The sequence below is a fragment of the Thalassococcus halodurans genome (genome assembly GCF_900108225.1).
In the GTDB taxonomy this organism is placed as follows: Bacteria; Pseudomonadota; Alphaproteobacteria; order Rhodobacterales; family Rhodobacteraceae; genus Thalassococcus; species Thalassococcus halodurans.
In genome coordinates this window covers 594,672-613,014 of sequence record NZ_FNUZ01000001.1, presented here as the reverse complement: position 1 = coordinate 613,014, position 18,343 = coordinate 594,672, and the positions used below count along the sequence as shown (strand labels likewise).

Sequence of the window (18,343 nt, the reverse complement as noted above, 5' to 3'; positions counted from 1 at the left end):
GCCCCAGATGATCCTGTGTTGCGGCGAAGCCCTGATTGACATGTTGCCCCGCGAAAGCACCGGCGGCGAACCGTCCTTTGCCCCCTACGCTGGCGGCGCGGTCTACAACACGGCGATTGCTTTGGGGCGTCTGGGCACCAAGGTCGGCTTCTTTGGCGGGCTGTCGAACGATCTGTTTGGCGAACAACTGGTGTCGGTTCTGGAAGCGTCCCACGTGGACGCAAGCTTTGCCGCGCGCAGCGACCGGCCCACGACGCTGGCCTTTGTCACGCTGACCGATGGCCACGCGAAATATGCGTTCTACGATGAAAACACCGCTGGCCGGATGCTGATCGAAGGCGATCTGCCGACGCTCAGCGACAATGTAAACGCCGTGTTCTTTGGCGGGATCAGCCTTGTGTCCGAACCTGCCGCAGACACCTACGCCGCGCTTTGCGCGCGCGAGGCCGGCAAGCGTGTCATCATGATCGACCCGAACATCCGCCCCGGCTTTATCACGGATGAGCCCCGCTACCGCGCGCGTCTGGACAAGATGCTGGCGCAGGCGGACATCATCAAAGTGTCGGACGAAGATATGGAATGGATCGGCGTCACTGCCGAACAGTTGATCGACGGCGGTGCCGTGCTGGTTCTGGTCACGCGCGGGTCGGAAGGCGTCGATGCGGTCACAGCCAATGGCACGTTCCGCGTAGCTGCGCAAAAGGCCGAGGTCGTCGATACCGTCGGCGCTGGCGATACGTTCAACGCGGGCCTTCTGGCCGGTCTGGACGAAGCGGGCCTGTTGACCCGTGACGCGCTGGCAGCGGCGGATCAGGATGCGCTGACACCTGCGCTGCGTCTGGGCACCTTTGCTGCAGCGATCACCGTGTCGCGGGCTGGTGCCAACCCGCCGTGGCGGAGCGAGCTGTGAGGATCCTTCTTCAACGCGTATCCGAGGCGTCGGTCACCGTCGATGGCGACGTGATCGGGGAGATCGGCGCGGGCCTGTTGATCCTTGTCTGCGCGATGCAGGGCGACACCGAGGCCGAGGCAGACCGCCTTGCCACCAAGATCGGCAAGCTGCGGATTTTCAAGGACGACGCGGGTAAGATGAACCTGTCGGTCAAGGACAGCGGCAATGCGGCACTGGTCGTCAGCCAGTTCACCCTGTCTGCCGATACATCGCGCGGCAACCGACCCGGTTTCTCGCAGGCGGCCCCACCGGCCGAGGGCGAGCGTCTGTACGAATATTTCGCCGATCGCCTTCGCCAAGAAGGGCTGGACGTAGCAACCGGCCAGTTCGGCGCGGATATGAAAGTGCGGCTGTTGAACGATGGGCCCGTTACGATCTGGATGGACAGCGCGGACTAAGCCCCCTCGTCACCGGATGCGAAACCCGTTATCTGCGTGTCCATGACCCGCAAGCCTACCCACATGGACCGCGCCCTTGCGCAGGCCCGCGCCGCCGCTGAACGCGGAGAGGTGCCCGTGGGTGCTGTTATCGTTGCGCGCGATGGTGCTGTGGTGGCCGAGGCCGGCAATCGCACGCGGGAACTGAACGATCCCACCGCCCATGCCGAGGTGCTGGCCATCCGCGCTGCCTGTGATGCGCTGGGGCAGGAACGGCTGGTGGATCATGATCTCTATGTAACGCTGGAACCCTGCCCGATGTGTGCAGGCGCGATTTCCTTCGCGCGCATTCGCAGGCTGTATTACGGCGCAAGTGACCCGAAATCGGGTGGTGTGGCGCAAGGCGCGCGGGTCTATGCGCACCCGCAATGCCACCACGTGCCCGAGGTCTATGACGGGCTTGCCGCCGCCGATAGCGAGGATCTTTTGAAAACGTTTTTCGCAAGCAAACGGGGTGAGGCATGAGCCAGCGCCCCCGTGCCAATTCGCGCCCGCAGAGCCGTCCGCAAGGGCGTGATCAGAAGCGCCCGCAAGGCAAGCAGCACGTTCAGCCCAAGAACCGCCGGATTGTGCTGTTCAACAAACCTTATGGGGTGCTGTCGCAGTTCACCGACAAAGGCACCGAAGGGTCCGAGCGTGAAACGCTGTCGAACTACATCGACCTGCCCGGCGTCTATCCGGCAGGGCGGCTGGATCGGGACAGCGAAGGGTTGATGGTTCTGACCGACGATGGCGCGCTACAGGCGCGGATTTCGAACCCGAAGTACAAGCGCCCCAAAACCTATCTGGTCATGGTTGAAGGCACGCCAACGCAGGAACAACTGGATGAGCTGCAAAACGGTGTCACGCTGAAAGACGGCAAGACGCGTCCCGCCAAGGCACGTCTGATCGACGCGCCGGACCTGTGGGAACGGGACCCGCCTGTGCGCTATCGGAAATCTGTGCCGGACGCGTGGCTTGAGATCACCATCACCGAAGGCCGCAACCGTCAGGTGCGCCGCATGTGTGCGCATGTGGGCCTGCCGTGCCTGCGTCTGGTGCGGGCACGGGTGGGGGATTGGGACCTTGGGGCGTTGAAGCCGGGGGAATGGCGTCTGGTCTAGGGGTCAGACCCACTTGGCCAAGGGCGGCAGCGACATCAGGACCGCATTGGCATCATGGCCGGTTTCCAGACCGAACTTGGTGCCACGGTCATAGACCAGATTGTATTCCGCATAGAGCCCGCGATGGACCAGCTGCGCGTCTTTGTCGGCATCCGTCCAATCCTGCACGCGGCGCTTTTCGACCAACGGCAGATAGGCGGGCAGGAAGGCTTTGCCGATGTCTTGGGTCAGGGCAAAGTCCGCCTCCCAATCATCGGTGCATCGATCATCCATAAAGATGCCGCCAACGCCACGGGCGCGGCCACGGTGGGGGACGAAGAAATACTCATCTGCCCATGCCTTCAGCTCGGGGTAGAGCGCCTCGCCATGGGGGTCGAGGTGCTGTTTCTGCGTCGCGTGGAAGTGCGCGGTGTCTTCGTCGTATTCGATGCAGGGGTTCAGATCGGACCCGCCGCCGAACCACCATGCGTGCGGTGTCCAGAACATACGGGTGTTCATGTGGACGGCGGGGGCATGCGGGTTCTGCATGTGGGCCACCAGTGAAATGCCGGACGCCCAGAACCGCGGGTCGTCCTTCATACCGGGAATCCCCTTGCGCGCGGCCATTGCCATCTGCGCCCGTTCCCCGAGGGTGCCATAAACGGTCGAGACATTGACGCCGACCTTTTCGAACACACGACCGCCGCGCATGACGCTCATCAAGCCTCCGCCTGCGTCTGATCCGTCATCGGATTTACGCTTGGTTTCCGTGACCTCGAACGTCGCGGGGGCCTGATCGGACAGGGGGCCTGTGGCGTGCGTTTTTTCCAGATCCTCGAAGGCTGCAACAATCTGGTCGCGCAATGTGCGGAACCATGCGCTGGCGCGGTCGCGTTCTTGGATCAGGTCATTGGTCATCGGGCGCTCCTTCTGCTTGGGTCTTGTCTAGCCAAGGTCACAGCAGGTGGAAAGCCCGAAGGGTGTGGATCGGCCCGCGACTTAGTGCGCAGGGGCGCCCACGGCATCAACCAGCGTGCGGCCACCATCCACGGTGACGACCTGGCCGGTCATAAAGCGCGAGGCATCCGATGACAGGAATTGCACCGCTTCGACCAGTTCGTCAGGTGACGCGATCCGGCCCATGGGCGTATGTTCCTGAATGGTGTCGCGGTATTCCGAATGTTCTTTCAGCGCGTCTTTCAGGCTGGCGGACATGAGCGAGCCGAAGGCGACCGCGTTCACGCGGATATCATGCGGGGCCAAGGCCACGGCCAAAGAGCGCGTCATCTGGTCCATCGCAGCAGCGGAAATCGAATAGCCCAGAAGATCGGGGTGCGTGCGGCGGGCCGCAATCGACGACAGGTTCACGATCGCGCCGGCTGTCTCCACCTCGCGTCCGTCGGCCTGTTTGATCATGCGCTTGGCCACCATCTGCGACAGGCGCAGTGCGGTTGTCATGTTTTGCGACAACAGCCGTTCAACGGATTCGTCGTCCATATCCAGCGGATCGGTCGGCAGAATCTGGCGGCTGCCATTCACAAGGATGTCGATGCGATCGAACTGGTCCAAAGTGGCCGACAGCAGGTTTGCCAGCGTCAGACGTTCGCGTAGGTCGCCTGCGAAATAGCGGATGTTGTCGGCCTCTTCGCGTTCTCCCACTTCGTCACAAAGACGCGCTTCGTCCATATCGGCGAACATGACATTTGCGCCTTTGCGGGCAAAGTGACGGGCGATGGACAAACCGACGCCGTTCGCTGCGCCTGTCACGATGGCTGTCTTGCCCTCGATCGAAAAACTCATGCATCAACTCCGATGATTTTGGCGCAGGTTAGCGGTGGTTATCGCCGTTGGCGAGTGGGATGGCTGGCTTCGACAATTTTAAAGCTACGGTCGCCCGCAATTTCGGCAACGTTTTTAAAGCGCGCTTCCAGCGTTTGTTCGTAGGGCAGGTGGCGGTTTGCCACCAGATACAGCTTGCCTGTCGGCTTCAGCACCCGCGCGGCGGTGTCGATAAAGGCCTGACCCAACGACGGATCGCCTTTGCGACCGGTATGGAACGGCGGGTTCATGACCACGCTGTCAAAGTATTCCTTGTTTTCCCACTGGGTCGCGTCGGCCCAGTCAAAGCTGGCGCGGTCGTCCGTGACGTTCAGCTTGGCGCATTCCAACGCGGCGTGATCGGCCTCGACTAGCGTGACACCGGTCACACCTTCGCGTGTCAGGATCGCTTGCGCCAGATAGCCCCAGCCTGCGCCCAGATCGGCCACGCGGCCCCCCAGTTTCGCGGGCAATGCAGCAGCTAGCGCAACAGACGCGGGATCGGCACCATCGGCCGAGAACACGCCGGGCTGTGTAAAGAAGCCGTCCTTGTTCTTCTTCGGTTCAGTGTCGATCCAGCCGCTCAGGCGGTCATCGGCGGTAAAGGCGATGACGCGGCCGTGGTTCTTGGACGCCTGCGTAACGTCCAGCCCCTGTTTTTTCAGCGCCTTCAGCATCGTATCGACGCCGTCGGTTTTTGCCCCGTCCACGTAGACCGTGCCGCCCTTGGTCAGGGCTGCGGCCTCGGCCACCAGCGATTGGGCATAGGCCTTGGCGCGGGGCAGGGTGACGATGGCGGCGGCGAAGGGACCGGTTGCCTCAACAGTGCAGTCAAACCCACGGCGCGCAAGTCCCGCATGATCGGGATAGTTCCGCTGGATGACCTGCGCGCGGTCTTTGGGAACAAAGGACAGGTCGCTGTCCGCAGTCGCGCCGAACAGGCCGATAGCGCCATCATCCGGAAGCGACAGAAGGCCGGTATCGGCCGCAAAAGCTAAGCGTGAGGTTGCCATATCAGAGGATCCAGCCGGTCAGGCGGATCATTCCTTTTCCATGGTGCACTGCAGCGGATGCTGGTGCCGGCGGGCAAAGTCCATGACCTGGCCGACCTTGGTTTCGGCGATCTCGTGGCTGAAGACACCAACCACAGCGACGCCCTTTTTATGAACGGTCAGCATGATTTCGAACGATTGCGCGTGCGTCATGCCAAAGAACCGTTCCAGAACCTGCACGACGAATTCCATCGGCGTGTAATCGTCGTTCAGCAACAGAACTTTGTACAAAGGCGGACGTTTGGTTTTGGGTTTGACGTCGACCACAACGGACGAGTCGCCATCACCGTCCTGCGGTTGGCGTGGGCCCGAGGCCATGCATGTCGCTAGATTGGAGATATCGGTCATTCGGTGTGGGGAGCTGTGTTGCTGCTTATCAATTGAGGTGACTATATAACCCTGTTCACGCCCGAGAAAAGGGGCCTATCCCAAGGGAAGATGCTTGAAGATGGTGAATCTATCCACAATTGCCTTCGATGCCGACGATACGCTTTGGCATAACGAGCGGTTTTTCAAGCTGACCGAGGAACGATTCGCCGAATTGCTACGTGACCATACCGATGCAAATGGTTTGCCAAAACGCCTGTATGAGGCTGAAAAACGCAACCTTGGGCACTATGGGTTCGGGGTAAAGGGCTTTGTTTTGTCGATGATCGAAACCGCGCTGGACGTGACCGATCACAAAGTGCCGGGCGAGGTGATCCGAGAGCTGATCGATGTGGGCCGCGACATGCTGGCGCATCCGATCGAATTGCTTCCACATGCCCAAGAAACGGTCGAAGCCTTGGCCGGAAGCCATCGGATTTTGCTGATCACCAAGGGTGATTTGCTGCATCAGGAACGCAAACTGGCGCAATCGGGCTTGGGCGATTTCTTTGATGCGGTCGAGATTGTGTCCGACAAAACGCCCGATGTGTATGCCCGCATTTTCGCGGGTCATGACGGCGGGGCCGAGGGCGCGATGATGGTCGGGAATTCGATGAAAAGCGATGTGCGACCGGCCATTGAGGCAGGCAGCCACGGCGTTTTTGTGCCCCATGATCTGGCGTGGGACTTTGAACATGCCGACGCGCCCGAGCACCCGAAGTATCACGAAATCGCCGATTTGGGCGCCTTGCCCGATTTGATCAAGGCGATCGGCTGATCGTCGCCGGCCCTTGCGCCCAGATTTTGCCACAATCGCGCTTTTAGTGGTGGGGCAGGGACTTAGCCGCTAGATGTCGTATTTTTGACGGCCTCGGGTGTCAAAAATACTATAAAAATGAAGGCTTTATTAGATCACTTTCGTGTGCTATCATTTTGATAATCAATAAAACGCTCACCGAAAAAATTCGGGGGCATCGAGGCAGAAGAGAGTAGAACCGTGACGGGACGGCGCAGGCGCACGGGCCACTATGGCCTATTCGTATTTACCGCATTCTGGTTTTTGGTGGTCTTGCCACTAAGCGTGATGGCTGCGCCCTACGCGGGCATGGTCATGGATGCGCGAACGGGCAAGGTCTACTACAGCGAAAACGCCGACACGCGGTTGCACCCTGCTTCCCTCACCAAAATGATGACGCTTTATATTGCGTTCGAAGCGGTCGAGAACGGCGAGCTGTCGATGGACACGCTGGTGACTATTTCCCGAAAAGCAGCGTCCGAGCCGCCCTCGAAACTGGGGCTGCGTGCGGGGCAGAAGATCAAGCTGCGCTATCTGGTGCGGGCCGCTGCGGTGAAATCCGCCAACGATGCCGCAACCGCGATTGGCGAAGCGATTTCGGGGTCCGAGGCGGCCTTTGCCCGTCGTATGAACCGCACGGCCAAAGAAATGGGCATGACGCGGACCACGTTCAAAAACGCCCATGGTCTGACCGAATCCGGCCACCTGTCGACCGCGCGTGATATGTCCATTCTGGGTCGCCACGTGCTGTACGACTATCCCGAATACTATAACCTGTTCGGCCGCAAGACGGCTGATGCAGGCGTGCGCACAGTATCGCACACCAACCGCCGCCTGCTGGATAGCTACAAAGGCGCTGATGGCATCAAAACGGGCTACACCCGTGCTGCCGGTTTCAACCTTGTGGCCTCTGCCGAACGGGGCAGCGAACGGATTATCGCAACCGTGTTCGGCGGCAAATCCACTGCGACACGTAACGCGCAGGTCGAAAAGCTGCTGGATCTTGGGTTCCGCAAAGCGCCCAGCCGCATTGCGCTGCACCGTCCGGGCAAACCGCGCTACTACGGTAATGCAGGCACCGGTGGCGGCACACAGATCGCGTCGGCCAGCCAGACCGATTCTCGCGCGCGTGGTAAAACCATTCGTGTGGTCACACCGTCGGTGAAAACCAGCCTGCGCCCACAGATGCGCCCTGTCCCCGATGCGCCGCTACTGGTGGCCGAGGTCAAGGACGACATCAATTCGCTGCTGCAAGAGGCGCAGAAGGTCGAAGTCACCGAAATTCAACAGGTTGCCGCCGCGTCCATTCCGGCGACGGCCACAGCGCCTGCTGCATCGGTGAAACCCGTTTCGCGTCCAAAGAACGTTGTTCTGGCCGCAGCCACGACCAAGCCCACCCCGAAACCCAAGGTGGCCCAAAAGGATGCCGAGGTTGTCAGCCGTATTTCCACATCCGGCGGACGTCATTGGGGGATCAACGTGGGGCGCTTCACCACCAAATATGCCGCCGAAAAGATGTTGCTGAAAACCGCACTGGCGGAGATGGCGACACTGGACGGAAGCCTGCGCAAGGTTGTCAGCCGCACGCAGGGGCATGATGCGAATTTCATGGGCATGACCCGTGAACAGGCGGACCTTGCGTGCCGCCGACTGCAAGCGCGTCAGGTCACGTGCTTTATGATAGGGCCCAGCTAATAAAACCAATAATGGGGACAGTAGGGCTGGCGTCGGGGGTTACTCCGACGCCATTTTTCCTTCTTGACGCAGCCATTTCAGAAAGGCCTTCAACGCGGGCCTGTGCGCGGCCGGGCGCGTGACGATATGATAGCCTGCATTCGGGCGTTCTTCGTGCAGCAGGCGCAGGCGTCCGCTTTCCAGATCGTCCTTGATGGCGACATAGGTGGTTACCGCCACGCCTTGGCCGTTCCTCAGCCCGTCCAGCATCAGGTTGCCGGGCACGACGATGCCTTTGATGCGGGCGTTCTGGATGCCGTGACTGGCCAGCCATTGGGTGGCTTCCGTCGTGCCCAGTTCCTGAATCCAAGGCAGCTTGGCCAGGTCTTCGAGACTGGGGATAGGGCCATCGCCCACCAGTGACGGGGCCGCAACAACAGTGATGGGCGATCTGATCAGCGGTTCGCTATCGACGCCCTTCCAGCCCCCTTCGCCATAGCGGATGGCCACATCCACGCCGCCGGGTTCAAGAGTCACAAGATCGGGGCTGGGCGAGATCATCACGTCGAATTCCGGATGCTCGGCGGTGAAGTTGCCCATGCGTGGCATCAGCCAGTTGGCGGCAAAGCTGGGCGAGGTGGCGATGTGCAAAGGCCGTGCATCATCCGCGCCGGTCAGGGCGGTGATGGTCTGGCTGATCTGGTCAAAGCTTTCGGCCAGCGTGCGGGCCAGTTGATGGCCGTCAGGCGTCAGGGTCATGCTGCGCCCGTTGCGTTCCAAAAGACGCAGGCCAAGGTGCGTTTCCAAGGCGCGCAGTTGCTGGCTGATGGCCGCATGGCTGACATTCAGCGCATCGCCCGCGCGGTTGACCGAACCGGTTTCGGCATAGGCGCTGAAGGCCCGTAATGCGGCCAGAGGGGGAAGGGAAGACCAGTCCATATGAAATCCTAGCTTACATATGGCTAAAATTCCTGATTCGATTGGTTTCGTCAAATGTGGGAAGGAATCTGCATCACCACATTTGAACGGAGTTTCCCATGTTAGGTATTCTTGCAAAAAGCATTCACGTCGCCACACGTCTGCCCCAAGACCCGTGGATCGCCCCCCACGATGTGTCCCAACCCACGCCCGAGACACAGGAAAAGCGGCGCAGGTTCACCGCGCCGGTCCGTTTGTTCAAGGCCAAGTAGGGGCTATTCCGCCGCGACAGCGGGGCCGAAGGCCGCGGATATCAGTTCCTGCGTATAGGCGGTTTGGGGGCGGTCAAAGATGTCTTCGGTCGTGCCCATTTCCACCACATCGCCCTGCTTCATCACCAGCACCTTATGCGACATCGCGCGAACAACGCGCAGGTCGTGGCTGATGAACAGATAGGCCAGATCGTACTTGCGCTGCAGGTCGCGCAGCAGGTTTACGATCTGCACCTGAACGGTCATGTCCAGGGCCGATGTCGGTTCATCCAGCACCACCAGACGGGGGCGCAGAACCATGGCGCGGGCGATGGCGATGCGCTGCCGTTGGCCGCCGGAAAACTCATGCGGGTAGCGGTGCATCGTGGCAGGATCCAGCCCGACCTCGGTCATCACTTCAATCACATGGTCTCGTTTTGAACGGCCATCGGGCGAGCCGTGCACGCCCAGCCCCTCGGCAATGATCTGTTCGCACGTCATGCGCGGCGACAGCGATCCGAAGGGGTCCTGAAACACGATCTGCATTTCCGAGCGTAACCGACGCAGTTCCTTGGTCGACCAGTCGCGCACGTTCTGGCCGCGATAGGTGATGCCGCCCTCGGACTGGATCAACCGCATGATGGCCAGTGCCAGCGTCGTTTTGCCCGATCCGGACTCGCCCACGATCCCGACGGTTTCGCCAGCACGAACGGAAATCGACGCATCGTTGACGGCCTTCACATGGCCCACAGTGCGTTTCAGCAGGCCCTTGTGGATCGGGAACCAGATTTTCAGATTCTTGGTTTCGGCCACGACCTCGGCGTTGGGCTCGACGGGTTCGGGCGATCCACTGCTTTCGGCAGAAAGCAGCATCTGGGTATAGGGGTGCTGCGGGTTGTCGAAAATCTCGGACGTGGGGCCCATTTCGACAATCTCGCCCGCCTTCATCACGCAGACGCGGTCGGCGATTTTGCGGACGATGCCCAGATCGTGGGTGATGAACAAAAGGCTCATGCCCTCTTGGCGCTGAAGCTCGGCCAGAAGTTCAAGGATCTGCGCCTGAATGGTGACGTCCAGCGCCGTGGTGGGTTCGTCCGCGATCAACAGGTCGGGCCGGTTGGCCAGCGCCATCGCGATCATCACGCGCTGACGCTGCCCGCCGGACAGTTCGTGCGGATAGGCCCCAAGACGGCTTTCCGGATTGCGGATGCCGACGCGGTTCAGCAGGTCCAGAATGCGCGCGCGTGCCTCATCTCCGATCAGACCCTGATGCAGCGCAAGGCTTTCGCCCAACTGGCGTTCCAGCGTGTGCAGCGGGTTCAGGGACGTCATCGGTTCTTGGAAGATAAAGCTGATGTCGTTGCCACGCACCTTGCGCAGCATCTTTTCATCGGCCCCGATCATTTCCTGATTGTCGTATTTTACCGACCCCGAAACTTCGGCTGCGGGACCAAGCAACGATACGGTGGACAGCGCCGAGACGGATTTGCCCGAACCGGATTCACCGACGATGGCCAGAGTTTCGCCCTTGCGGATGTCAAAGGACACGCCTTTGACCGCATGGGTCAGGGCGCCGTCCTGACGGAAGCTGACCTTCAGATCGCGGACTTCCAGAATATTGGTCATGAGAACGTCTTTCTGGGGTCAAAGGCATCGCGCACGCCTTCAAAGATGAAGACCAGAAGCGACAGCATGATCGCGAACACGAAGAAGGCGGTAAAGCCCAGCCACGGTGCCTGAAGGTTCTGTTTTGCCTGCAGCGTCAACTCGCCCAGCGACGGTGCCGAGGACGGCAGGCCGAAGCCGAGGAAGTCGAGGCCTGCGAGGGTCGAGATCGTGCCGGTGACGATGAACGGCAGCATGGTGACGGTGGCGACCATCGCGTTGGGCAGCATGTGGCGGAACATGATGGTGCGGTTGGATACCCCCAGCGCCTTGGCCGCGCGGACGTATTCAAGGTTACGCGCACGTAGGAATTCGGCCCGAACAACGCCCACCAAGGCAACCCAGCCGAACAGGACGGTCAGGAACACCAAGAGCCAGAAACTTCGCCCCAAGATCGCGAACAGGATAATGATGATATAAAGCGACGGCGTCGCGCTCCATATCTCGATCACGCGCTGGAAGATCAGATCGACCCAGCCGCCGAAATAGCCCTGTACCGCGCCCGCAATGATGCCGATGACGGACGACAGGACCGTTACGATCAGCGTGAACAGGATCGACAGGCGGAAGCCATAGATCACACGCGCGACCACATCACGCTTGGTGTCATCGGTGCCCAGCCAGTTCTGGCTGTTGGGCGGCAGCGGTGCCGCGCCGGGGCGGTCCACAGGGGTTTTGTAGCTGTAGGGGATGGGCGGCCAGAGCATCCAACCCTTCTGGAAGTCAGCGTCCGTGATCGTTCCATCCTTTGCGGAGGCGATCAGGTCGTCGGGTTCGTCGAAACAGTCGACCAAACCACCGGTTAGGATCAGGCACTGAACCTCGGGGTCGCGATAAGCGGCTTCGGTTTTGAAATCGCCGCCATAGTCGGTTTCGGCGTAAAAGCTGAATACAGGCATGCGGATTTCGCCGCGGTAGCTGACCATGATCGGTTTGTCGTTCGCCAGAAACTCGGCAAAGAGCGACAGGCCGAACAGGATCGCGAAAATCCACAGCGACCAGTAAGCGCGGCGGTTTTTCTTGAAGTTGTTCCAGCGGCGCTGGTTCAGCGGCGACAGGGCAAAACGGCCACGCGGCGGTTCGGGGGCAACGGGCGTGCCAGGTGTCGGTTCGGGCACCACGTTCGCGGGGTTCGGGTCAATGCTCATATCAGCCCTCCCGCCGTTCGAAATCGATGCGCGGATCGACCAGTACATACATCAGGTCCGACAAGATGCCGACGACAAGGCCGATGATGCCGAAAATAAACAGCGTACCGAAGATCACCGGATAGTCTCGGGCGACAGCGGCCTCGAACCCCAGACGCCCAAGGCCGTCGAGCGAGAAGATGGTTTCGATAATCAAGCTGCCCGAGAAGAACACGCCGATGAAAACCGCAGGGAAACCGGCGATCACAATCAGCATCGCGTTGCGGAAAACGTGACCGTACAGAACCTGCTTTTCCGCCAGACCTTTGGCGCGGGCGGTGATGACGTATTGCTTTTTGATCTCGTCCAGGAACGAGTTCTTGGTCAACAGTGTCAGCGTCGCAAAGGCCGAGATGGTCGAGGCGATGACAGGCAGCGCGATGTGCCAGAAGTAATCGGCCACCTTGCCCAGCAAGGACAGGTCTTCCCAGTTGTCCGACGTCAGGCCGCGCAGCGGGAAGATTTGCAGGTACGATCCGCCAGCGAACAGAACCAGCAGCAGGATCGCGAACAGAAAGCCCGGGATTGCATAGGCCACGATGATTGCTGCCGACGTCCATGTATCAAACGACGACCCGTCGCTGACGGCCTTCCGGATGCCCAAGGGGATCGACACCATATAGGCGATCAGCGTGGACCACAGGCCAAGCGAGATCGACACGGGCATCTTTTCCAGCACCAGATCGATCACGCTGATCGACCGGAAGTAACTTTCACCAAAATCGAAGCGCATGTAGTTCCACAGCATATCGAGGAACCGTTCCACGGGCGGTTTGTCAAAGCCGAACTCTTTTTCCAGCTCGGCGATGAATTCGGGCGGCAGGCCACGGGCTCCGGCATATTCGTCGTTGCCTGAATTGCCCATCGAGGCCTCGCCCCCGCCACCTGCGAAACCGGCAAAGGCATCGCCTTCGCCTTCCAGCGTCGCGATAATCTGTTCGATCGGCCCGCCGGGGACGAATTGGACCAAGGCAAAGTTGATGATCATGATCCCCAACAGGGTGGGGATCACCAGCAACAGCCGTCGTAGGATATATGCGCCCATGGTGCGTTTACTGCCCGCTTAGAATGCGCCAGCTTCTTTCAGAGCCTGCGCTTTTTCTTCGTCGTACCACCAGATCGAACTAGTGCCCATCCCAAATGGCGGAGGCGTGTCAGTGTAGGGGCGCGCGAACATGTCCAGATAGGCAATGTTGTGCGCACCTTTGTACCACTGGGGGATCCAGACGTGCATCGAACGCAGTACCCGGTCCAGCGCACGGGTGGCGACGGTCAGTTCCTCGCGGGATTCGGCTGTGGCGATCTTTTCGATCAGCGCATCCACCGCAGGGTTCGCGATACCCGCCATATTGGCCGATCCCGGCGTGTTGGCGGTTTCCGAGCCGAAGATCGTGCGCAACTCGTCACCCGGTGTCGAAGACATGGAAAAACGCTGTGTCACGATATCGAAATCAAAATTCTTTTCGCGTTCCTGCGATTCAGCGGCGTCGACGCGTGTGGCATCGGCCTCGATCCCCAGACGGCGCAGGTTTTCGATCATCGGGTTGATGATGCGGTCGAAGGACGCGCTGTCGTTCAGCACCTGGATGGTCAGCTTTTCACCGTCCTTTTCGCGGATGCCGTCGGCGCCCACTTCCCAACCGGCGTCATCCAGCAGCTTGCCCGCTTTGCGCAATGCGCGACGGTCGGCCAGATCTTCGGCCTTTTGAACGTCAGGGACAAAGGCAGGTTCGGTGAATACGGTTTCCGGCAGGTCGGCGCGAAGGGGTTCCAGAAGCGCCAGTTCGGCCTCGGACGGCATGCCTTCGGCTTGCAAGGTGCCCGAGTTTTCCCAGAAGCTGTCTGTGCGGTCATAGAGACCGTAGAACAGCGATTCATTGGACCATTCAAAGTTAAACGCCAGACCGATCGCCTCGCGGACGCGCGGATCGCTGAATTTGTCGCGGCGCAGGTTGAACCAGAAGCCCTGCGTGCCGGACGGGCGGCCATCGGGCAGCGTTTCGACCTTGACCCAGCCTTTGTCGATGGCGGGGAAGTCATAGGAAGTGGCCCAAAGCTTCGACAGGGATTCTTCGCGATAGGAATAGGAGCCGGCTTTGAAGGCCTCGAACGCGGTTGTGTAATCGGCGAAGTATTCGAACTTGATGACGTCGAAGTTGTTCTGACCGACGTTTACCGGCAGGTCCTTGCCCCAGTAATCATCGCGGCGTTTGTAGGCCACGGATTGACCGGGATCGACGCTAAGCAATTCGTACTGGCCCGACCCCATGGGCGGTTCCAGCGAGGATTCGGTGAAGTCGCGGGTTTCGTAATAGGCCTTTGAAAATATCGGCAGGCCGGCGGCTGTCATCAGCAATTCGCGCAGCGGGCCTTCGGGGTTGAAGGTGTATTTGACGCGGAAATCATCCAGCGCCTCGACCTTTTCAAAGTCTTTCAACGCTACGCGGTAGGAAGGCTGGCCTTCGTTGAACAGTTTCTCGAAGGAAAACACCACGTCATGTGCCGTGACCTGCGATCCGTCGCGGAACTTGGCTTCGGGGCGCAGGTTGAAGATCGCCCATTCGCGGTTTTCGGGGTATTCGACACTTTCGGCGACCAGACCGTACATCGAATCCGGTTCATCCAGATTGCCGGTCATCAACGTGTCGTAAAAAACGGTGGCCCCTGCGGCTGCGTTGCCTTTCAGGATATAGGGCGTGAGGCTGTCGAAGGTGCCGAAGGCCCATGTCGAATATTCACCGCCCTTCGGCGCATCGGGGTTTACATAGTCCCAGTGTTTGAAATCCGCAGGGTATTTCAGTTCACCGAACGACGAAATGCCGTGGGATTTGATGACGCCGTCCTGCGCCTCTTGCGCCCAAAGCCGCTCTGCCGCGAAAACCGACGCGATGGCAAAGGCGCTGGCGAACAGCCAGCGGCGGCTGATGGCTAAGGTCGGGATGGCGATCGCTTTGGCGCGCGGTGCGGACTGCTCCCGCGATTTGGCGGGGATGAGGTGGCGTGCGCTTTTAAGCGTCATCTAGTGTCCTCCGGGTAAGACTGATCCTGTTACGAATGTATGTTATGGGCATGGAATAGCCACTATCAAGTTGCGTATCTGTGATCTTCTTGTCATCGGCGCACAAGAAAAAGGCCGTGGAGCGGGTCCACGGCCTTTCCTGAAATTCTAGCTGTCGGGCTGATTAGCCGTCTGTGCCGTCCAGATACGCGATCAGGTTTGCGCGATCTTCGACATCGGGCAGGCCGCGGAAGGACATTGTTGTGCCCGGTGCGTAACCAGCAGGATTTTCCAGGAAGGCGTTCAGCGCTTCAGGTGTCCATGCGTCTGTCGCAGCGGCCAGAGCACCGGAGTAGTTGAAGCCGGAAGCAGCGCCAGTTGCGCGGCCGACAACACCGTACAGGTACGGGCCAACTGCGTTTTCACCTTCAACCAGCTTGTGGCAAGCACGGCATTTGCCGAAAACTTTCTCGCCCGCGCCAGCGTCGGCGGATGCGAATACTGTGGCGAAATCAGCGGGTGCTTCTTCTTCTGCGCCTTCGCCTGCTTCTGCGACTTCAATCGGGTAACCGGCAGCAGCATGCTCTTCACCGTGACCGTCGTCACCGACGTGGTACAGGATTTCCGCGCCCCAGTTGCCAAGAAGGAAGATCAAGAGCGCTCCGCAGAAGCCGCCAATCACCTTTGTGAACGTCATTGTGTCAAGCATGGGTCGCAATTCCCTCGTGGTAAGCGTTTCGGCGCGGTATCTATTGGTTCCATTCGCCGCTGGCAAGGTGTAAGAGCCGCGACCAATCGCCCATTTACGGCAGTTAGACGGAAAAAAGCATGGCTGACAGACCCCTCATCGCATTTCAGGGCGAACTTGGTGCCTATTCACATCAGGCGTGCCGGCAGGCCCGGCCCGATTTTGACGTGCTGCCCTGCCGCACGTTCGAGGACGCAATCGAAGCCTGCCGCAGCGGTGAAGCCGAGCTTGCCATGCTGCCTGTCGAGAACTCGACTTACGGTCGCGTGGCCGACATCCATTCGCTGTTGCCGCAGTCCGGTCTGCACATCATCGAAGAAGATTTTGTCCGTGTTCACATTAACTTGCTGGCTTTGCCCGGTACAAAACTGACCGACGTGAAAGAGGCGATGAGCCACACGGTTTTGTTGGGTCAGTGCCGTAATTTCCTGAAAGAACACGGCATCGCGCGGATCACTGGCGCAGATACTGCCGGCTCTGCCAAGATCGTGTCCGAGCGTGGAAACCCCGAGATGGCCGCGCTTGCGGGTGAATTGGCCGGTGAAATCTACGGTCTGGACGTGCTGGCGCGCCACATCGAGGACGAAGGCAACAACACGACCCGATTCCTTGTTATGTCGCGCGAAGCCGACATGAAACGTCGTGGCGAACACGGCATGATGACGACTTTCGTCTTCCAGGTGCGCAACATTCCCGCCGCTTTGTACAAAGCGATGGGGGGATTCGCGACGAATGGTGTGAACATGACCAAGCTGGAAAGCTATATGGTCGGCGGGTCGTTCACGGCGACTCAGTTCTATGCCGATATCGAAGGCCATCCGGACGATCCGCACGTCGCACTTGCGCTTGAAGAGCTGGATTACTTCACCGACATGCTGGAAATTCTGGGCACATACCCCCGCGCATCGCGTCGCGATTAAGGTTCACAGGCATACTAAAGTGGGCAGTGATAGTCGAATTGGTTAATTCCCACTTAACCAATGCCCCACAGCGTGTATCATCGCTCGAACGAGTTTAGTTTCGAGGGTCCGTATGCGTCTTAAAAATGTGCGCCGTAGCCAGAACATCGAAGACCGCCGCCGCAGCAGTGCTGGTGGCAAGGCCGGTGTTGGCGGTGTTGGCCTGCTGGTCATTCTGGCCATCGGCTATTTCGCGGGCATTGACGTGTCGCCCTTCCTTGAACAGGCGGCCGCGCCGCAATCGTCCGAGCCGCGCGAACTGACCGCCGCCGAACAGCGTGCAGGTGATTTCACCGCTAAGGTGTTGGGAACGACCGAACAGGTCTGGGACGTTCTTTTGCCTGAACAGGCAGGATTAGAATACACCCCACCCAAGTTGGTTCTGTATTCCGGCGTCACCCAGTCGCCCTGTGGCGGTGCAAGCGGCGCGACCGGCCCGTTCTACTGCCCTGCGGATGAAAAGGCCTATCTGGACACGGATTTCTTCGCGACCATGGCGCAGCAATTGGGCGCTGGCGGCGATTTCGCAGCGGCCTATGTGGTGGCCCACGAAGTGGCGCATCACATCCAGAACGAGCTTGGGATTTTGAACGAAGTGCACGGTCTGAGGCAGCAATCCGACGAGGTCACCGCAAACGCGTTGACTGTGCGTCTGGAACTGCAGGCTGATTGCCTGTCGGGCGTCTGGGCGCATTACGTCGATGGTCTGCTAGAGCCGGGTGATATCGACGAGGCACTGAACGCCGCCCGCCAGATCGGGGACGATACGCTTCAACGCAACGCAGGGCGTGTGCCGCAGCCGCACACGTTTACACATGGCACCAGCGAACAGCGCTCGCGCTGGTTTGCGACGGGCTACAAATCCGGTGACATGCGCAGTTGCGACACCTTTAACGCTGACCGCTTATGAGCTGAAGATGAGCACCATACACGCCATACCCGTCGGTGGAGGTATCCTGACCACAAGCTCATTGCCTGGTCGGAATGGTGTGTATGAGGCCGACATCGAGCACCTGCGCGATCTCCAGCCGTCTTACGCGATATCGCTGACGACCATGGCCGAAATGGTAGCCGCTGGGGCGGAACATATCGGCGCTGATTTTCAGGAAAGCGGCACGCGATGGGAACACTTGCCCATCCTCGATTACGGCGTGCCGGACGAGGCGTTCATGCGCGAATGGCCGCGCGTGTCCCAAACCGCCCGTCAGGCGCTGACGGGCAAGGGGCGTGTCGTGGTTCATTGTAAGGGCGGCTGTGGCCGGTCCGGTATGGTGGCGCTGCGTTTGATGATTGAATCTGGCATCGCGCCCGATGATGCGCTGGCCCAGTTGCGCGCGATCCACCCGCAGGCGGTCGAGACCGACGAACAGATGGAATGGGCCATGTCAGCACCGCGCGCACCGGCACAGTTTGTGCGGCACGAAGACTGATCCGAAAAAA

Annotated in this window: 20 protein-coding genes; 10 read left to right on the top strand and 10 right to left on the bottom strand. The window is 59.9% G+C overall.

What is annotated here, in order from left to right:
- Nucleotides 1–7: 7 nt before the first annotated feature.
- From C4S59_RS03070 to C4S59_RS03055, 4 genes are read left to right on the top strand one after another with little or no spacing between them, the layout of a single operon-like run.
- Nucleotides 8–910 (top strand): carbohydrate kinase family protein, encoded by a 903-nt coding sequence (locus tag C4S59_RS03070; protein ID WP_103908987.1) that lies wholly within the window; start codon nucleotides 8–10, stop codon nucleotides 908–910.
- Nucleotides 907–1,350 carry a D-aminoacyl-tRNA deacylase gene (gene dtd, locus C4S59_RS03065; RefSeq protein ID WP_103908986.1) on the top strand — a complete coding sequence of 148 codons (444 nt, stop codon included), beginning with the start codon at nucleotides 907–909 and terminating at the stop codon, nucleotides 1,348–1,350. Before C4S59_RS03070 ends, dtd begins: the two co-directional genes overlap by 4 nt.
- A 42-nt stretch (nucleotides 1,351–1,392) precedes the next feature.
- Nucleotides 1,393–1,854, top strand: a complete 462-nt coding sequence (locus tag C4S59_RS03060; RefSeq protein ID WP_103908985.1) for a nucleoside deaminase — start codon at nucleotides 1,393–1,395, stop codon at nucleotides 1,852–1,854.
- Complete coding sequence (locus tag C4S59_RS03055; protein WP_103908984.1) at nucleotides 1,851–2,492, top strand: pseudouridine synthase; 642 nt, start codon at nucleotides 1,851–1,853, stop codon at nucleotides 2,490–2,492. The genes C4S59_RS03060 and C4S59_RS03055 overlap by 4 nt, the downstream gene beginning before the upstream one ends.
- 3 nt (nucleotides 2,493–2,495) lie before the next feature.
- Here C4S59_RS03055 and hemF read toward each other — a convergent pair whose 3' ends face one another.
- The 4 genes from hemF to clpS all read right to left on the bottom strand — a co-directional run bounded on the left by hemF (nucleotide 2,496) and on the right by clpS (nucleotide 5,689).
- Nucleotides 2,496–3,389, bottom strand: a complete 894-nt coding sequence (hemF, locus tag C4S59_RS03050) for an oxygen-dependent coproporphyrinogen oxidase (protein WP_103908983.1) — start codon at nucleotides 3,387–3,389, stop codon at nucleotides 2,496–2,498.
- A gap of 81 nt (nucleotides 3,390–3,470) precedes the next feature.
- Nucleotides 3,471–4,271 (bottom strand): SDR family NAD(P)-dependent oxidoreductase, encoded by an 801-nt coding sequence (locus tag C4S59_RS03045; RefSeq protein ID WP_103908982.1) that lies wholly within the window; start codon nucleotides 4,269–4,271, stop codon nucleotides 3,471–3,473.
- A gap of 38 nt (nucleotides 4,272–4,309) precedes the next feature.
- A complete protein-coding gene (locus C4S59_RS03040; RefSeq protein ID WP_103908981.1) occupies nucleotides 4,310–5,302 on the bottom strand; it encodes a class I SAM-dependent methyltransferase in 993 nt (330 codons plus the stop codon).
- Nucleotides 5,303–5,329: 27 nt separating this feature from the next.
- On the bottom strand, nucleotides 5,330–5,689 hold the full coding sequence (gene clpS / locus C4S59_RS03035) for an ATP-dependent Clp protease adapter ClpS (protein ID WP_103908980.1): 360 nt from the start codon (nucleotides 5,687–5,689) through the stop codon (nucleotides 5,330–5,332).
- 100 nt (nucleotides 5,690–5,789) lie between these two features.
- Here clpS and C4S59_RS03030 point away from each other — a divergent pair, with 100 nt between their 5' ends.
- Both C4S59_RS03030 and C4S59_RS03025 read left to right on the top strand, forming a co-directional pair.
- Nucleotides 5,790–6,485, top strand: coding sequence for an HAD family hydrolase (locus C4S59_RS03030; RefSeq protein WP_103908979.1), 696 nt, complete (start codon nucleotides 5,790–5,792; stop codon nucleotides 6,483–6,485).
- 306 nt (nucleotides 6,486–6,791) lie between these two features.
- A complete protein-coding gene (locus tag C4S59_RS03025) occupies nucleotides 6,792–8,198 on the top strand; it encodes a D-alanyl-D-alanine carboxypeptidase family protein (RefSeq protein ID WP_103909403.1) in 1,407 nt (468 codons plus the stop codon).
- A 39-nt stretch (nucleotides 8,199–8,237) separates the two neighbouring features.
- On the opposite strand, the gene C4S59_RS03020 is transcribed toward C4S59_RS03025, so the two are convergent.
- Nucleotides 8,238–9,116 carry a LysR family transcriptional regulator gene (locus tag C4S59_RS03020; RefSeq protein ID WP_103908978.1) on the bottom strand — a complete coding sequence of 293 codons (879 nt, stop codon included), beginning with the start codon at nucleotides 9,114–9,116 and terminating at the stop codon, nucleotides 8,238–8,240.
- A 98-nt stretch (nucleotides 9,117–9,214) separates the two neighbouring features.
- Between C4S59_RS03020 and C4S59_RS19555 the strand changes: the two genes are divergently transcribed.
- The gene (locus C4S59_RS19555) at nucleotides 9,215–9,367 is read left to right on the top strand and encodes a hypothetical protein (protein WP_160006736.1); all 153 of its coding nucleotides are present in this window, start codon (nucleotides 9,215–9,217) and stop codon (nucleotides 9,365–9,367) included.
- A 3-nt stretch (nucleotides 9,368–9,370) separates the two neighbouring features.
- Here C4S59_RS19555 and C4S59_RS03015 read toward each other — a convergent pair whose 3' ends face one another.
- The 5 genes from C4S59_RS03015 to C4S59_RS02995 all read right to left on the bottom strand — a co-directional run bounded on the left by C4S59_RS03015 (nucleotide 9,371) and on the right by C4S59_RS02995 (nucleotide 15,905).
- Nucleotides 9,371–10,972 carry an ABC transporter ATP-binding protein gene (locus C4S59_RS03015; RefSeq protein ID WP_103908977.1) on the bottom strand — a complete coding sequence of 534 codons (1,602 nt, stop codon included), beginning with the start codon at nucleotides 10,970–10,972 and terminating at the stop codon, nucleotides 9,371–9,373.
- Nucleotides 10,969–12,159 (bottom strand): ABC transporter permease, encoded by a 1,191-nt coding sequence (locus C4S59_RS03010; RefSeq protein WP_103908976.1) that lies wholly within the window; start codon nucleotides 12,157–12,159, stop codon nucleotides 10,969–10,971. Before C4S59_RS03010 ends, C4S59_RS03015 begins: the two co-directional genes overlap by 4 nt.
- Before the next feature lies 1 nt (nucleotide 12,160).
- Nucleotides 12,161–13,243, bottom strand: a complete 1,083-nt coding sequence (locus C4S59_RS03005; RefSeq protein ID WP_103908975.1) for a microcin C ABC transporter permease YejB — start codon at nucleotides 13,241–13,243, stop codon at nucleotides 12,161–12,163.
- A gap of 18 nt (nucleotides 13,244–13,261) precedes the next feature.
- Entirely contained in the window at nucleotides 13,262–15,217 is a 1,956-nt protein-coding gene (locus C4S59_RS03000) for an extracellular solute-binding protein (RefSeq protein ID WP_103908974.1), read from the bottom strand.
- Nucleotides 15,218–15,380: 163 nt separating this feature from the next.
- Nucleotides 15,381–15,905 (bottom strand): c-type cytochrome, encoded by a 525-nt coding sequence (locus C4S59_RS02995; protein ID WP_103908973.1) that lies wholly within the window; start codon nucleotides 15,903–15,905, stop codon nucleotides 15,381–15,383.
- A gap of 119 nt (nucleotides 15,906–16,024) precedes the next feature.
- Between C4S59_RS02995 and C4S59_RS02990 the strand changes: the two genes are divergently transcribed.
- From C4S59_RS02990 to C4S59_RS02980, 3 genes are all read left to right on the top strand, one after another.
- Nucleotides 16,025–16,864 (top strand): prephenate dehydratase, encoded by an 840-nt coding sequence (locus C4S59_RS02990; protein ID WP_103908972.1) that lies wholly within the window; start codon nucleotides 16,025–16,027, stop codon nucleotides 16,862–16,864.
- A gap of 112 nt (nucleotides 16,865–16,976) precedes the next feature.
- Nucleotides 16,977–17,813, top strand: coding sequence for a KPN_02809 family neutral zinc metallopeptidase (ypfJ, locus tag C4S59_RS02985; RefSeq protein WP_103908971.1), 837 nt, complete (start codon nucleotides 16,977–16,979; stop codon nucleotides 17,811–17,813).
- A 7-nt stretch (nucleotides 17,814–17,820) separates the two neighbouring features.
- Nucleotides 17,821–18,333 (top strand): phosphatase domain-containing protein, encoded by a 513-nt coding sequence (locus C4S59_RS02980; protein ID WP_103908970.1) that lies wholly within the window; start codon nucleotides 17,821–17,823, stop codon nucleotides 18,331–18,333.
- The last annotated feature ends 10 nt before the right edge of the window (nucleotides 18,334–18,343 follow it).